Origin of the sequence: Salegentibacter sp. UBA1130 (assembly GCF_002311535.1) — a bacterium.
Lineage (GTDB): Bacteria > Bacteroidota > Bacteroidia > Flavobacteriales > Flavobacteriaceae > Salegentibacter > Salegentibacter agarivorans.
Map to the genome: position 1 here is coordinate 150642 of NZ_DCAP01000038.1, position 15640 is coordinate 166281.

At 38.1% G+C, this 15640-nt stretch carries 17 protein-coding genes; 11 read left to right on the forward strand and 6 right to left on the reverse strand.

Translation table 11 applies throughout. The features are described from left to right. Window positions 1–29 precede the first annotated feature (29 nt). The 3 genes from B4F31_RS15635 (at window position 30) to B4F31_RS15645 (ending at window position 1277) form a co-directional block, all read left to right on the forward strand. A complete protein-coding gene (locus B4F31_RS15635; RefSeq protein ID WP_075325325.1) occupies window positions 30–797 on the forward strand; it encodes an enoyl-CoA hydratase/isomerase family protein in 768 nt (255 codons plus the stop codon). A gap of 3 nt (window positions 798–800) precedes the next feature. Then, the gene (locus B4F31_RS15640) at window positions 801–980 is read left to right on the forward strand and encodes a hypothetical protein (RefSeq protein ID WP_075325326.1); all 180 of its coding nucleotides are present in this window, start codon (window positions 801–803) and stop codon (window positions 978–980) included. Between the two features lie 108 nt (window positions 981–1088). Then, on the forward strand, window positions 1089–1277 hold the full coding sequence (locus tag B4F31_RS15645) for a hypothetical protein (protein ID WP_232228887.1): 189 nt from the start codon (window positions 1089–1091) through the stop codon (window positions 1275–1277). A 189-nt stretch (window positions 1278–1466) separates the two neighbouring features. Here the strand turns inward: B4F31_RS15645 and B4F31_RS15650 are convergent, their stop codons facing one another. Then, entirely contained in the window at window positions 1467–2123 is a 657-nt protein-coding gene (locus tag B4F31_RS15650; RefSeq protein WP_075325327.1) for a 2OG-Fe(II) oxygenase, read from the reverse strand. Window positions 2124–2224: 101 nt separating this feature from the next. On the opposite strand from B4F31_RS15650, the gene B4F31_RS15655 reads away from it, so the two are divergent. After that, a complete protein-coding gene (locus B4F31_RS15655) occupies window positions 2225–2674 on the forward strand; it encodes a 6-pyruvoyl trahydropterin synthase family protein (protein ID WP_075325328.1) in 450 nt (149 codons plus the stop codon). 81 nt (window positions 2675–2755) lie between these two features. After that, the gene (locus tag B4F31_RS15660) at window positions 2756–3514 is read left to right on the forward strand and encodes a UDP-2,3-diacylglucosamine diphosphatase (RefSeq protein ID WP_075325329.1); all 759 of its coding nucleotides are present in this window, start codon (window positions 2756–2758) and stop codon (window positions 3512–3514) included. Here the strand turns inward: B4F31_RS15660 and B4F31_RS15665 are convergent. Continuing rightward, window positions 3511–3864, reverse strand: a complete 354-nt coding sequence (locus tag B4F31_RS15665) for a hypothetical protein (protein WP_286761717.1) — start codon at window positions 3862–3864, stop codon at window positions 3511–3513. The two genes, B4F31_RS15660 and B4F31_RS15665, sit on opposite strands and share 4 nt — an antisense overlap. A gap of 148 nt (window positions 3865–4012) precedes the next feature. Then, window positions 4013–5707: a single-stranded-DNA-specific exonuclease RecJ gene (gene recJ, locus B4F31_RS15670; RefSeq protein ID WP_286761718.1), complete on the reverse strand. Its 1695-nt coding sequence runs from the start codon at window positions 5705–5707 to the stop codon at window positions 4013–4015. A gap of 133 nt (window positions 5708–5840) precedes the next feature. On the opposite strand from recJ, the gene ade reads away from it, so the two are divergent. After that, entirely contained in the window at window positions 5841–7472 is a 1632-nt protein-coding gene (gene ade, locus B4F31_RS15675) for an adenine deaminase (protein ID WP_286761719.1), read from the forward strand. On the opposite strand, the gene B4F31_RS15680 is transcribed toward ade, so the two are convergent. From B4F31_RS15680 to B4F31_RS15690, 3 genes are read right to left on the reverse strand one after another with little or no spacing between them, the layout of a single operon-like run. Then, window positions 7469–8035, reverse strand: a complete 567-nt coding sequence (locus B4F31_RS15680) for a uracil-DNA glycosylase family protein (RefSeq protein WP_075325333.1) — start codon at window positions 8033–8035, stop codon at window positions 7469–7471. The genes ade and B4F31_RS15680 overlap by 4 nt on opposite strands. Beyond that, complete coding sequence (gene rsmI, locus B4F31_RS15685) at window positions 8035–8706, reverse strand: 16S rRNA (cytidine(1402)-2'-O)-methyltransferase (RefSeq protein ID WP_075325334.1); 672 nt, start codon at window positions 8704–8706, stop codon at window positions 8035–8037. Before rsmI ends, B4F31_RS15680 begins: the two co-directional genes overlap by 1 nt. A 10-nt stretch (window positions 8707–8716) precedes the next feature. After that, window positions 8717–9511 (reverse strand): hypothetical protein, encoded by a 795-nt coding sequence (locus tag B4F31_RS15690; RefSeq protein ID WP_075325335.1) that lies wholly within the window; start codon window positions 9509–9511, stop codon window positions 8717–8719. 195 nt (window positions 9512–9706) lie between these two features. On the opposite strand from B4F31_RS15690, the gene B4F31_RS15695 reads away from it, so the two are divergent. The 5 genes from B4F31_RS15695 to B4F31_RS15715 all read left to right on the forward strand — a co-directional run bounded on the left by B4F31_RS15695 (window position 9707) and on the right by B4F31_RS15715 (window position 15494). Further along, the gene (locus B4F31_RS15695) at window positions 9707–10354 is read left to right on the forward strand and encodes a thymidine kinase (RefSeq protein WP_286761720.1); all 648 of its coding nucleotides are present in this window, start codon (window positions 9707–9709) and stop codon (window positions 10352–10354) included. Continuing rightward, the gene (alr, locus tag B4F31_RS15700; RefSeq protein ID WP_093304776.1) at window positions 10347–11453 is read left to right on the forward strand and encodes an alanine racemase; all 1107 of its coding nucleotides are present in this window, start codon (window positions 10347–10349) and stop codon (window positions 11451–11453) included. The genes B4F31_RS15695 and alr overlap by 8 nt, the downstream gene beginning before the upstream one ends. Window positions 11454–11519: 66 nt before the next feature. Continuing rightward, on the forward strand, window positions 11520–11954 hold the full coding sequence (mscL, locus tag B4F31_RS15705) for a large conductance mechanosensitive channel protein MscL (RefSeq protein ID WP_075325337.1): 435 nt from the start codon (window positions 11520–11522) through the stop codon (window positions 11952–11954). A gap of 303 nt (window positions 11955–12257) precedes the next feature. Then, window positions 12258–13247, forward strand: a complete 990-nt coding sequence (locus B4F31_RS15710; RefSeq protein ID WP_075325338.1) for an aspartate-semialdehyde dehydrogenase — start codon at window positions 12258–12260, stop codon at window positions 13245–13247. A gap of 90 nt (window positions 13248–13337) precedes the next feature. Next, complete coding sequence (locus tag B4F31_RS15715) at window positions 13338–15494, forward strand: prolyl oligopeptidase family serine peptidase (RefSeq protein ID WP_286761721.1); 2157 nt, start codon at window positions 13338–13340, stop codon at window positions 15492–15494. Window positions 15495–15640 lie beyond the last annotated feature (146 nt).

The window sequence follows — 15640 nt, forward strand, 5'->3', positions numbered from 1 at the left end:
GGTATTCAGCTAACTGAAAAATCAAATTTATGTCTACCACACGTGAAAACGGAAGTTTATATACCAATATTAAAAACGGAATTGCCCATTTAGAATTTGGCCATCCTGCCAGTAATTCTTTCCCTTCAGTGTTATTAGATCGACTTGAGAAAGAGTTTCAGAAATTATCTGAAGACGACAACGTAAAAGTGATTCTATTAAAATCTGAAGGAGAAAAAGCCTTTTGTGCAGGAGCTTCTTTTGACGAACTTGTAGCAATTGAAACTATGCAGGCCGGGAAATTATTCTTTTCAGGTTTTGCCAAAGTTTTAAATGCGATGCGCAACTGTAAAAAACTCATTGTTGGCCGAATCCAGGGAAAAACCGTTGGCGGTGGTGTGGGACTGGTTGCTGCTTGCGATTACGCTATGGCTACTGATGCTGCTGCAGTAAAACTTTCAGAAATTAGCATAGGTATTGGTCCGTTTGTAATTGCCCCGGCCGTAGAACGTAAAATTGGCGTGGGTGCCCTTTCCGAATTAAGCCTGGCTGCCCACGAATGGAAAAACGCCTATTGGGCCAAAGATAAAGGCTTATATGCCCGTGTATTTGAAAGCTTAAAAGATTTAGATAAAGAAATTGATATTTTTACCGAAAAACTGGCTTCTTACAACCCAGAAGCACTCTATGAGATGAAACAAATGTTTTGGAAAAACACTTCTCACTGGGACGAATTACTGGCTGAAAGAGCTGCCATTTCTGGAGAATTGGTGCTTTCAGATTTTACCAAAAACGCTTTAGCTAAATATAAAAAATAAAACATGTATTTACTTTACTTTGACCAAACCGGAGATAAGGCACATAGTATTGGATATTCTATAGGTTATTTTATAGGTGACAATCTTCTTTTTATATTACTTGGTCTTATAATAATTGCCGGGCTTTTTGGGTTTTTTCTCTACAAGATGATTAAAAACAATAAACGACAGATTAAAAATTAGTTCGGGTTTTTAATCTTAAACATATATTGGTTTCAATTTGGGAAATTAGCATCCCTATAACAGATTTCTTATTTTAAAAAGCTTAATTTCAACCTTAGAAACTAATTTATGAGTTTGCCACAGCAACATTTACCAAAAGACCGAGATGCCACCCGGGAAGAGGAATGGGGTTTTACCATTTGGGAATTTATAGCCGATAATTGGCTCTACCTGTTGGGTATTCTAATAATTCTTGCCATTTTCTTCTATGCGCGTTACAACTGGAGGAGAAGACAGGAGAAAAACCAAATGAATTAATGGGAGAAGATACCTGGGAATTTCTAAGCTTTTTAAGTGGAATGGGCTTCTGGTTAATTTTAGCCTTAGTTTTAATTGTGGTAGTACTTTATAAAAGGTTCAAGAAATAACTTGCCCCGGGCCAATTTCTTTCTAGATAGAAAAAGTGTTTCTTTATTTCGAGACAAATTTAGGTTAAGCTAATCTCGATTATCGAGTTTTTAACCAACCTGTAATACTTAATCTTGCAGTTTGTACCGGTTTCACCTCATGCTCCAGCACCTGACTTTCAAAAATTACAACACGACCTGGCATTGGATAAATAGCTTTTGAAACCTCAACCCCATTTTCTTCGGAATAAATTACCAATTCCCCTCCATTTTCCGGCTTCCAGTCTTCTTCGTTTAAATAACAAACCATAGAAAGTTTTCTTCTCCCGTCATTCTGAAATGTGTCCAGATGTCGCTGATAAAAAGTACCTTCAGGATAAAGAGCATAATGGAATTCTTTAGTTAAAATTCCCAGGAAACAGGTTTTATTTAAATAGGATACTAACGAATTGATTTTGTTGAAAAACAGGTTTTCGGCTTTTCCCGCTTCAGCTTCGTTAAGCCATAAAATAAAATCCCCGCGAATAGATTTCGCAACAATTTCATTGTTTTTATTACCAATCGCCGCCTTTTTGAATTGCGCTTCTTCAAATTTCGATTTTAAAGAATTGCGAAGCATTGCAACTTCTTCAGCATTAAAAAAATCGTCTACAGTACAGTATTGATTTTCAACTAAATCGGTAATAATGTTTTCGTAAAAAGGATTTTCTATAAAATCCAGTTGTTCAAAAAGTTCGGGAGCAGTTTCTGTTATCATTTTTCATTAAAAAAACGGGCAAATATACAACAGAAACATAATTGCAGGACCAAAAAAATATAACGCTAAAAAACCCTTAACTTTGCCAAAAATAACGCGAGATGAGTAAGATTAGAATTACCAAACAGTTCTCTTTTGAAACCGGCCACGCTCTTTATGGCTACGACGGAAAATGCCGAAACGTACACGGCCACAGCTATAAACTTAGTGTTTGTGTGATTGGAGAACCTATTACCGATAAAGATAATGTGAAGTTTGGGATGGTAATAGATTTTGGAGATTTGAAAAAGATCGTAAAATCTGAAATTGTAGATAAGTTTGACCATGCCACGGTTTTTAACAAGAATACGCCTCACGTAGAGCTTGCTGAAGAATTAAAAAATCGAGGACATCACGTTATTCTGGTAGAATACCAACCCACCAGCGAAAATATGGTGGTAAATTTTGCTGAAAAGATTCAAAAACATTTACCGGAGCATATAAAACTACACTCGCTAAAACTCCAGGAAACCGAATCCAGTTTTGCGGAATGGTTTGCAAACGATCAATAAGCCCCCCATCCCCCGAAGGGGGAGTGAAACCCGTGAGCTCTTTTTCTAAAATATTATATTTACAGCTTAGAATTATCATAAATGACTATTCCCGAAGGCAAAAAAGTTTATTTCTCCAGTGATAATCACCTTGGTGCACCTACTCAAGAAGAAAGTAGACCAAGGGAAATTAGATTTGTAAAATGGCTGGATGAAATTAAAGAAGACGCTGCTGCTATTTTTCTTCTCGGTGATCTTTTTGACTTCTGGTTTGAGTATAAACACGCCGTGCCTAAAGGTTTTGTAAGGGTTCTAGGGAAACTTGCAGAAATTAAAGACAGCGGAATCCCGATCTATTTTTTTGTAGGGAATCACGATTTGTGGATGGAAAGTTATTTTCAAGACGAACTTAGTATCCCCGTATTTCGTAAGCCTAAAGAATTTGAATTCAATAATAAAACCTTTCTTGTGGGCCACGGAGACGGCCTGGGACCCGGAGACCACGGTTATAAACGAATGAAAAAGGTTTTTACCAATCCGTTTTCAAAATGGCTTTATCGTTGGTTGCATCCAGATTTAGGCATTCCTCTGGCGCAGTATTTTTCAGTAAAAAATAAAGCGATCTCGGGAGACCAGGAGCAAAAATTTTTAGGAGAAGAAAAGGAATGGCTTATTCAATATTGTAGGCGAAAATTAGAAGAAAAGCATTACGATTACTTTCTTTTTGGCCACCGGCATTTACCCCTGGAAATCGACCTAAACGGAAAATCGACCTATATCAACACCGGCGACTGGATTGACTTTTACACCTACGCAGTTTTTGATGGTGAGAAGACGGTTTTAAAGAAATTAGAATTTTAATTCCTCCCACAGCCATTTAGATAATCTTCCAGGTTTAATTTAAATAAAGTTCCCTCTATTAAATCTGAAATTTGTTCCAGCTCTATGGCACTTACCGCAAAATCCATTTTTTCAAGTGGAGATCTTAACAGAATATTTCTACAGGATTTTTCAGTGGTACAATTACCACAATTATAATATTTAGCAGCTTGTATATTATTGGAAAAATGCTGAATTTCTTCAGGTAACAAATAGAAGCCCATATCCTTAAAAACCATCTGTACTCTCGCTGGGTCAGCATTTGGTAAGTTATTTTTCCACCGAAAAGCAATTCCTAATTTGTTGTGATAAATTAATGCAACATCCTCCATTTTAAAACACTTTACTCGATAATCGAGATTTAAAAATTCCAAAGCCTACCTCGAAATTTCATCATCATTTTATACCTCTTGCTATTGCTTCGAGATAAGTTATCCAAATATAAAATTATTATTTAAAATGAATCTAAATAGAAAAGATTTATTCGCTGATATCTTTTAATTTTAACTGAATAGAAACATTCCCGTTCCATTCATTTTCATCTAAGGAATACACTGCTTTAAAAGTTTTCTTTTCTGAAATCGTCTCGAATTTTTCTCCCAGTCCAAAACCAATCATATCAAACATTGCCGATTTTCCCTGCTGTACAACCTTGCATTTTAGATGTGCTTCATCTGCACCCACACATTTCCCGTAACCGGTATCGGTAAGATTTCGTGTCATAAAAACCGGACTCATATTTCCTGGTCCAAAAGGAGCAAATTGCTTTAGAATTCTAAAAAATTTCGGGGTTATTTCATCCAGATCAATTTCGGCATCTACTGCAATTTCAGGAGTTAGTAATCTTCTATCTATAGTTTCAGAAACCACCGACTCGAATTTCGCTTTAAAATTCTCGTATTCTGAAGCTTCTAAAGTCAATCCTGCCGCATATTTATGTCCGCCAAATTGCTCGATATGCTCCTTACAGGCTTCCAAAGCATTATAGACATCAAACCCCTTCACAGAGCGTGCTGAAGCCGCCAATTTCTCACCGCTTTTTGTAAAAACCAGGGTTGGGCGGTAATAGGTTTCGGTTAAACGTGAAGCTACAATACCAATCACGCCTTTATGCCAGCCTTCGTGATAAACCACGGTACTATAACGTTCCTGTTCCTGTAGTTCTTCAATTTGCCCAAGAGCTTCAACCGTAATCGCTTTATCGGTAGTTTTCCTTTCGGCGTTAAAATTCTCTATTTCAGCAGCGAATTCCATAGCGGTTGCTTCGTCTTCTTCCGTCAATAAATTCACTGCGTGCAAGCCGTGCTTCATTCTTCCGGCTGCATTTATACGAGGCGCAATTATAAAAACTACATCAGTTATCGTGAGTTTATCCTTTTTGACCTGTGCCAATATTGCTTTAAAACCCATTCTGGGGGCAACATTGATCACATTTAAACCGTGATAGGCCAAAATTCGGTTTTCACCGGTAATAGGCACGATATCGGCTCCAATGGCGGTCGCAACCAAATCCAGATAAGGCAGTAAAACCTCGGGTGTTCCTAATCTTTTAGTATTTATAGCCTGGATCAATTTAAAACCAACCCCGCAACCACAAAGTTCTTTATACGGGTATTCACAATCCTCGCGCTTGGGATCCAGCACCGCAGCGGCCTCAGGGATAGTTTCTCCCGGGCGGTGGTGATCACAAATAATAAAATCTATTCCTTTTTCAGCAGCATAAGCTACTTTATCAATGGCTTTTATTCCACAATCCAGGGCAATAATCAGCGAAATTTCGTTGTCGGCCGCAAAATCAATTCCCTGGTAAGAAATCCCGTAACCTTCAGTATACCTGTCGGGAATATAAGTCGCGATATTTGGAGTAAGGGTTTTTAAGTAAGAAGACATCAAAGCCACACTGGTAGTCCCGTCTACATCATAATCGCCATAAACCATAATATTTTCTTCGGAAGCGATTGCCTGCTGAATTCGGTTTACAGCCACATCCATGTCTTTCATCAAGTAGGGATCGTGCAGCTCTTCCAAACTGGGCCTGAAAAACTTTTTTGCAGCTTCAAAAGTCATTATTCCGCGCTGCGCCAAGAGTGCAGCCACAGGCGTTTCCACCCCTAATTCTTCGGCAAGTTTACTAACAACTAAAGAATCGGGTTTAGGTTTTAAAGTCCAGCGCATCGTAAGTTTTTTTCAAAAATACATATAGAATTTCAATACCAATAAGGGGGAATTCACTAAAACAGAATAATAGAAATTTTTCAGCAATTAATAATAATCCCTAATTTCACGCTTTAGGATTTACAGAAAAAATATGATCAAAATTATACAGGGCCAGCTCGTAGATATTAAAAACAGGAAGATTTTTCCTGCGGAAATCAGCATCGAGAATGGAAAGATTACAAAGATTGAAGAAAAAAAGCACGAAGTAAAGAGCTTTTTGCTTCCTGGGTTTATAGATGCACATATACACATTGAAAGTTCTATGCTGGTGCCTACCGAGTTTGCCCGTTTAGCTGCAATTCACGGTACGGTAGCCACCGTTTCAGATCCTCATGAGATTGCCAATGTCTTGGGAAAAGAAGGCGTTAAGTTTATGATTGAAAACGGAAAGAAAAGTCCGTTGAAATTTAATTTTGGTGCGCCTTCCTGTGTTCCGGCTACCAATTTTGAAACTTCGGGAGCTGTGATTAATGCTGAAGATATTAAAGATCTATTAGCACTTCCTGAAATAAAATATCTCGCGGAAATGATGAATTATCCCGGCGTTATCTTCGAAGATGAAGAAGTGATGAAGAAAATCGCGTGGGCTAGACATTTTAATAAACCTACCGATGGCCATGCACCCGGGTTGCGCGGAGAAGACGCTAAAAAATATGCTGAAGCCGGTATTTCTACAGATCACGAATGTTATACCGCTGAAGAAGCCGAGGAAAAGCTTGGCCTTGGTATGAAAATACTTATTCGCGAAGGTAGCGCCGCTAAAAACTTTGAAGCGCTTGTAGATTTGCTGGCGGAACATTATAAAAATATGATGTTTTGCTCTGATGATAAACATCCAGACGACCTGGTTTTAGGGCATATTAACCAGCTTTGTGCACGGGCGGTGGCTAAAGGTATAGATGTTTTTAAAGTGCTGGAAGTCGCTTGTATCAATCCCATAAATCACTATAATTTAGAAGTCGGACAATTAAAAGTAGGCGACCCCGCCGACTTTATTGCTGTAAAAGACCTGACCAATTTTGAAGTTTTACAAACTTATATTGACGGAGAATTAGTTGCTGAAAATGGTAAATCTCATATCAAATCTTCTCCATTCGAAAAGCCGAATAATTTTCATACTTCATCCAAAACGCATGAAGATTTTAAAGTAAAAGCAGCCGGTAATACTATTAAAGTTATTGAAGCGCTGGATGGGGAACTTATTACTAATGAAATTCAGCAGAAAGCTTTAGAAAAGGACGGGGAACTAATTTCTGATATTGAAAATGATATTTTAAAAATCACGGTGGTTAACCGGTATGAGGACAAAGCTCCTGCTGTCGCATTTATAAAGAATTTCGGATTAAAAAATGTAGCGATTGCCAGCTCGGTAGCACACGATTCTCATAATATTATCGCAGTTGGGACATCAGACGAAGAGATTTGTAACGCAGTAAACCTCATCATCAAGCATAAAGGAGGAATTTGTAGCGTGAATGGAAATGAGCAAAAAGCACTTCCACTGCCAATTGCCGGGATAATTAGCGATAAGGATGGTTGGGAAACCGGTAGATTATACGAGGAAATAGATAAAATGGCCAAAGATTTAGGCAGTACCTTAAAAGCTCCTTTTATGACACTTTCCTTTATGGCGCTCCTAGTAATTCCCGATCTAAAACTTTCGGATAAAGGTTTGTTCAGTGGAAGAAAGTTTGATTTTGTTGATATGATAGATAAAAACTAATCTATAATTTTATGAATCCTGGTTTGTAATTTAGGTACCACCTCTTCTTCGAACCAGGGATTTTTACTTCGCCAGAAACGGTTCACCGGTGAAGGGTGCGGTAAACACCAATAATCAGGTAAAAATTTCTGATAAGAACTTACTTTTTCAGTAAGATTTAATTTCCCGGGCAGGTAATAATTTGCTGCGTAAGCTCCAATTAGAATGGTGAGTTCAATATTTTTTAATGCTGAAAGAATAGTATCGTGCCACATGGGTGCACATTCTTTACGAGGCGGTGCATCACCCGTTTTGGCTTTCCCCGGATAACAAAATCCCATAGGAAGAATTGCAAAATTATTGGTATTGTAGAAAGTATTTTCATCTACTCCCAGCCATTCCCTAAGCTTTTTTCCGCTTTGGTCATTCCAGGCAATTCCTGTTTGATGCACTATTTTTCCCGGCGCCTGACTTATTAAAACTATTTTAGATTTTTTAGTGGCTTCTACTATAGGTTTTGCTCCAAGCGGCAGATGCTTTGCACAAAATTTGCAGGCCCTGGCTTCTTTTAACAATTCCTGCATCAAGATTTTCCTTTTACCACAATTACAATTTCCCCTTTAGGTGTTTTTTTGGTGTAATGTTGAAGAACCTCAGCTGCCGTTCCGCGAATAGTTTCTTCGTGAAGTTTGGTAATTTCCCGGGAAACCGAAACAGGCCTGTCTTCGCCAAAATACTCTGAAAAATGTTTTAAGGTTTTCAGCAATTTATGAGGCGATTCGTAAAAAATCATAGTTCGGGTTTCTTCGGCAAGTAAATTCAAGCGCGTTTGTCTGCCTTTTTTTACCGGTAAAAAACCTTCAAAAATAAATTTATCATTTGGAAATCCACTGTTTACCAGCGCCGGAACAAAAGCTGTAGCGCCAGGCAAACAATCTACTTCTATGCCTGCTTCAACACAAGCGCGCGTTAATAAAAACCCGGGATCTGAAATTGCGGGAGTTCCGGCATCACTTATCAGCGCAATATTTTCGCCGCTTTTAATCCGTTCAACAATGTGATCTACTGTTTTATGCTCGTTGTGCATATGGTGACTTTGCATATGCGTACCAATATCAAAATGCTTTAAGAGTTTCCCGCTATTTCGGGTGTCTTCGGCAAGAATTGTATCTACTTCTTTTAGCACTTTTACCGCCCTAAAAGTCATATCGTCCAAATTTCCTATTGGCGTTGGAACCAGGAATAATTTTCCCATTAAAGCGAATTTAATTACTAAATTTGTTCTCTATTTTGGCCATAAATCGCTCTTCATAATCTTCTTTTCCTTCCCAGTGGTTGTAATCTGGCTTTACTACCAACTGGATAAATTTTTGGGCTTCATCTAAAGAACTAAAAGTATTTAACTGGGAAAGTACCCGATTATAATCTGAAGAATTTCCGTCAAATAGATTTTTTATAAATGAAAGTCGTTCGTTAAGCCCAATATTTATTCCTTTCTTCAACCTGTCGTTTACAGACTTTGGTCTTTGGTCCTTTTGCCTGTTATTTAACGGTTCAAAATCAGGAAGGTTATCATAATCTACCCCAATATTTCTAAAATCGTTTTTAGGCGCTTCTGTTTTTGGCTTTGGTGGCTCTTCTTCCATTTGAAGAGATTGCTGTTGCGCAGGTGGAGCCTGTGGTTTAGGATTTGCCTGTTCTATAAGCTCATCTACACGCTCAGATTCTGCAGGCATTTGAGCTACAATATCTTTAATTTTTTCGGTATTAGGTTCGGTAATTGCATCGGCATCTTCCCGGTATTCGGTACCATCTGGAGCATAATCGTCACGTTCGTGCTGTACTGGTGCTTTAGCCTGAACTTTCTTCTCTATCTTAGGCGTTGGAGTGGCTTCAGGAGCTTCAAATGCCTCAAGATTCTTTTCGGTGAAATTCAATATAGAAAGTTGCTCATATAAGGTTGCCGCTTTTAATTTAAGGGCTTTGGTATCCAGATTTTCTTTTTCAGAAATTATTTCTTCGGCAAGTTTTACTAACTCTTTTTTAAGTCTGTTTTTCATTTTTCAGCAATATTTATGAACCCACTTTTTATTTAAAGTCTCTCTCAAGTTTCAATATAACACTTACAAAAAAAGTGCCTTAATCTGGTTTAATAACTTTAGTGGTTACCAACCGCTAATGGCTTGTATTTTTAATAAATTTGTTCCACCTTTATCAAAAAGGGCAAGTTCCCATTTCGATTTGAAAATTACAAAATGTTTCTCGAAAATACAGTAAATCACGAAGAGCAATTTGGCTGGATTGAAGTTATTTGCGGCAGTATGTTCTCTGGCAAGACCGAAGAACTAATTCGCCGTTTAAAAAGAGCCCAGTTCGCCAAACAAACCGTAGAAATCTTTAAACCCGCCATAGACACGCGCTATGACGAGGAAATGGTGGTTTCTCATGATTTTAATGAAATTAGGTCTACTCCCGTTCCTTCGGCTTCCAATATCAGGATTCTTGCCGATGGTTGTGATGTGGTAGGAATAGACGAGGCCCAGTTTTTTGATGATGAAATTGTAACGGTTTGCAACGATCTCGCAAATAGAGGAATTCGGGTAATTGTGGCCGGGTTGGATATGGATTTTAAAGGAAATCCTTTTGGGCCTATGCCCTATCTTATGGCTACTGCAGAATATGTAACCAAAGTTCATGCAGTTTGCACCCGCACCGGAAACCTGGCACAATTTAGTTATAGAAAAGCTATTAATGACGATCTGGTTTTTCTAGGGGAAAACGAGGAATACGAACCTTTAAGCCGTGGTGCATATTACAAAGCTATGCTTAGGGAAAGGGTTAAGAAATTAGATGTGAAAGATGCCGAAGAATTGCAACCTAACCTAAAGAAAAAGAATGCCTAAAGCCGAAGAAACCGTTCTGGAAATAGACCTTAACGCCTTAGCTCATAATTTTAAAACCATAAAATCGCAGTTAAAACCCGGCGTTAAATTTATGTCGGTTATTAAAGCTTATGCCTACGGAAATGATTCTGTAGCAATGGCTCATAAATTAGAAGAACTGGACACCGATTATTTTGCGGTTGCTTATACCGAAGAAGGCATAAGACTGCGGGAAGCGGGAATTAGCAAACCTATTTTAATTCTGCACCCACAACCCGTAAATTATCCTGAAATAATTGAAAATTGCCTGGAGCCTAATTTATACAGTGCAAGAACGCTTCAGCTTTTTATAGAGCTCGCTGAAAAGCAAAAACAGAAAAATTATCCGGTGCATCTAAAATTTAATACGGGAATGAACCGTCTTGGATTTACTGAAGCCGATTATCAGCATATTCCGGAGAAATTAAAGAAGACTAAATCGGTAAAAATAGCTTCTGCCTTTTCCCATTTAGCAGCCAGCGAAGACTGGAAAGAGCGGGAATTCACCCTTTCACAAATCTATAAATTCAAAGATCTGGCGGGTAAACTTTTGGATGATATTGGTTACGAACCGCTTTTGCATCTTTGTAATACTTCAGCGATTTTTAATTATCCTTCTGCCACTTTTTCTATGGTAAGAAGCGGCCTGGGACTTTATGGTTTCGCCAATGACGATAACCTCAACAAGAAACTAAAACCGGTTGGCACTTTAAAATCGGTTATTTCGCAAATTCAAAATTTAGAAGAAGGAGATACGGTAGGTTATGGCCGTGCTTTTAAAGCCGAAAAAACTACAAGAATAGCTACGCTTCCTGTTGGCCATGCCGATGGTATAAAACGTATATACGGCCACGGAAAAGCCGGCGTTTTTATTAATGGGGATTACGCTCCCATTGTTGGTAATGTTTGTATGGATATTATTATGATAAACGTTACCCACATTGATTGTAAGGAAGGTGATGAAGTAATAATTTTTGGTGGTCCCCAAAATGTACCCGAATTTTCAGCCAAAGGAGGAACCGTTTCTTACGAGCTTATCACCGGAATTTCACAAAGAGTAAAACGGATAATTATTCAATAGTTAAATGAATTTTTCTAGCGAATTATTGTGTAATTTGGTTAGCTACTAATCCAATCAGAATTTATCATGAGTTTTATTCAAGATTTTAAAAAGTTTATGCTCAAGGGTGATATTATAGCCCTTGCTACTGCGGTGGTGATAGGTGCCGCTTTTAACAAAATCATCGCTTCTGTAGTGGCCGATGTTATTATGCCTATTATTGGTTTAATTACCGGAGGAACAGATTTTTCACAGAAATTTATCTCGTTAGATGGCGTTTCCTACGAAACGTTAGAAGCTGCAAAAGAAGCTGAAGCCGCTGTAATTACCTACGGAAATTTAATTGATACTATTATTCATTTTATAATCGTTGCGTTTTTTATATTTTTGGTATTACGTGCTTACGAAAAGACCAAAAAAGAAAAAGAAGCCCCAAAATTGGTGGAACCAAAAGGCCCAACCCAGGAAGATTTGCTTACCCAAATTAGGGATGAGCTAAAAAAACAGAATAGTACGACTTAAAATTCTTAAAGATACGAGCACCGCTATACTGCTCATTTTAAATAAATCGTAATTTAATCAAACCCCACAGGAAACTGTGGGGTCTTTTTTTAACGAAAAACACGAATTAGTTTAAAAACAATAATTCTTTTCAATTTTAAGGGCTGGGGCTATGTAAGTTAAGTTGGGGATAATAAATTTGCGGCTTGTTTTAAGAACATTTATTAACAAAAAGAAATTACCCAAATAAGATTTCCGCTTTAGCCGGAATGACTAAAATAAATAGTTTTCCGCCTACGCGGAAAAAGACAAAAGTTTAAAATTATGAGAATAGCAGTTGTAGGCGCTACCGGGATGGTAGGCGAGATCATGTTAAAAGTTTTAGCCGAAAGAAATTTTCCGATTACCGAATTATATTTGGTGGCTTCAGAACGTTCTGTAGGTAAAAAGATCAATTTTAAAGGAAAAGACTATGAAGTAATTGGCTTGCAAACGGCGGTAGATCTTAAACCGGATATTGCTCTATTTTCAGCTGGCGGAGAAACTTCTTTGGAATGGGCTCCAAAATTTGCCGAAAATGGAACAACGGTAGTGGATAATTCTTCGGCCTGGAGAATGGATGAAACCAAAAAACTGGTGATTCCAGAAATTAATGCTTCAGAGTTAACCAAAGAAGACAAGATCATTGCCAACCCAAACTGTTCTACCATCCAGTTGTTGATGGCTTTAAAACCGCTGCACGATGCTTTCAAAATTAAGCGTGTTATCGTTTCTACTTACCAGTCTATCACCGGTACCGGCGTAAAAGCGGTGGAACAACTGGAAAATGAGTACAAAGGTGAAAAAGGCGAAATGGCCTATCCTTATCCTATTCATAAGAATGCACTTCCGCATTGCGATGTGTTCCAGGAAAACGGGTATACCAAAGAAGAGATGAAACTTACCAAAGAAACCAAAAAGATCCTAGGAGATGAATCGGTCTTGGTGAGTGCTACCGCGATTAGAATTCCCGTTGTTGGCGGACATTCAGAATCTGTGAATATTGAATTTGAAAATGAATTTGATGAAGCTGAAGTAAGAAAAATTCTAAGTCAGTTTCCAGGGGTAACCGTACAGGACAATCCTGATACCAACACTTACCCTATGCCTATTTATGCTGAAGGAAAAGATGATGTTTTTGTTGGAAGAATCCGTAGGGATTATTCACAACCTAAAAGTTTAAATATGTGGGTGGTGGCCGATAATCTTAGAAAAGGCGCAGCTACCAATACCATACAAATTGCCGAATACCTGATTAAAAATAAGTTAGTGTAAACGGTAGCAAACAAAAAATTAACTAATGCCTGTAAAATTGTAACTTACAGGCATTTTTTAGTACTAACTGTTTGTATCAAAACATAATTTATGAAAAAAACATTACCCGGAATTTTTGCACTCGCCGTCCTGGCTTCCTGCAACGATTCTAAATCAGAAAAAGAAATCAGTTTGAATTATCCTGAAACCAAAAAAGTAGATACGGTAACCGATTATTTTGGCACCGAAGTAAAAGATCCATATAGATGGCTGGAAGACGATCGTAGCGAAGAAACCGAAGAATGGGTAAAAGCCCAAAATGAGGTGACTTTCGATTATCTAAACAGCATTCCGTATAAAAAAGAGCTTGAAGAAAGACTTTCTGAAATATGGAATTATGAAAAAATAAGTGCTCCTTTTGAAGAAGGTGATTACACCTATTTCTATAAAAACGATGGTTTACAAAATCAATACGTGGTTTATAGAAAAAAAGGTGAAGATGGTAAAACAGAAGTTTTCCTGGATCCTAATAAATTCAGTGAAGACGGGACTACTTCCCTTGCAGGCTTAAGTTTCTCTAAAGATGGCAGCAAAGCCGCTTACGCTATTTCTGAAGGTGGTAGCGACTGGAGAAAAATAATCATTATAGATGCCGAAAATAAAGAACGTATAGAAGATACCATTCAAAATGTAAAATTCAGTGGAATTTCGTGGAAAGGAAACGAAGGCTTTTACTATTCAAGCTACGAAAAACCTGAAGGTAGCGAGCTTTCAGCAAAAACAGATCAGCATAGGTTATTTTACCATAAACTGGGAACTCCACAGAGCGAAGACAAAGTAATCTTTGGAGATTCTGAAGAGCAAAAACATCGTTATGTTGGTGGTGGCGTTTCAGAAGATGACCGGTTTTTATTTATTTCTGCAAGGAATTCAACCTCTGGAGGAAAACTTTTTATGATGGATCTTTCTAAAGAAAATTCTGAACTGGTTACTATTTTGGACCATGAAAACACCGATAGCTACGTAATTACTAACGAAGACAGTAAATTGTTTATCGTTACCAATATGGATGCGCCAAATCGTAAGGTTGTGACTGTAGATGCTGCAAATCCTTCTCCTGAAAACTGGGAGGATTTTATTCCTGAAACCGAAAACGTATTAAGCCCTTCTACAGGCGGTGGCTATTTCTTTGCCGAATATATGGTAGACGCGGTTTCTGAAGTAAAACAATACGATTATGAAGGAGAGTTAGTTCGTGAAGTTGAACTTCCGGGAATTGGTTCTGCAGGCGGATTTGGTGCTAAAAAGGAAAAAGAAGAATTGTATTATTCTTTCACAAATTATGTGACTCCGGGTACTATTTACAAATACAATATTGAAGAAGGAACTTCTGAGGTTTATAACAAACCGAACATAAAATTCAATCCAGAAGATTACGAAAGCAAGCAGGTTTTTTATACCTCAAAAGATGGGACAAAGGTTCCTATGATCATTACCCACAAAAAAGGTCTTGAGCTTAACGGTAAGAACCCAACCATGCTTTATGGTTATGGAGGATTCAATGTTAGTTTAACGCCTTCTTTTAGCACCGCAAATGCGGTCTGGATGGAACAAGGCGGAGTTTACGCCGTACCAAACCTTAGAGGTGGTGGTGAATATGGAAAAGAATGGCATGATGCCGGTATAAAACTTAAAAAACAAAACGTTTTTGACGATTTTATCGCTGCTGCGGAATACTTAATTGAAGAGAATTATACTTCCAGCGATTACCTGGCCATTCGTGGTGGTTCTAACGGCGGGCTTTTAGTTGGAGCTACAATGACCCAGCGTCCAGATCTTATGAAGGTGGCTCTACCAGCCGTTGGCGTAATGGATATGTTACGTTATCATACTTTCACCGCAGGTGCAGGTTGGGCTTACGATTATGGAACTGCAGAAGATAGTGAAGAAATGTTTAAATACCTTCTTGGATATTCCCCGGTGCACAACCTGGAAGAAGGAACCGAATATCCAGCTACTTTGGTAACCACAGGAGATCACGACGATCGTGTGGTGCCTGCGCATTCTTTTAAATTTGCCGCTGAATTACAGGATAAGCAAGCCGGAGATAATCCAGCTTTAATCAGAATTGAAACCAAAGCCGGTCACGGTGCAGGAAAACCTACAAAAATGATTATTGAAGAATATGCCGATATTTTTGGTTTCACCCTTTATAATATGGGCTTTGACACGTTACCTAATAAAACGGAAGAAGAAGTAAAAGGATAATTTTTTTTATTATCTCAAAGAGGCTGTCTGAAATGTCTAGTTTCGTAAAGCTGAATCTGTTTCAGCTTCTAAGATGTTTTGATTATCAATATTTTAGATCCTGAAATAAATTCAGGATGACGATATTAAGAACTTTTCAGGCAGTC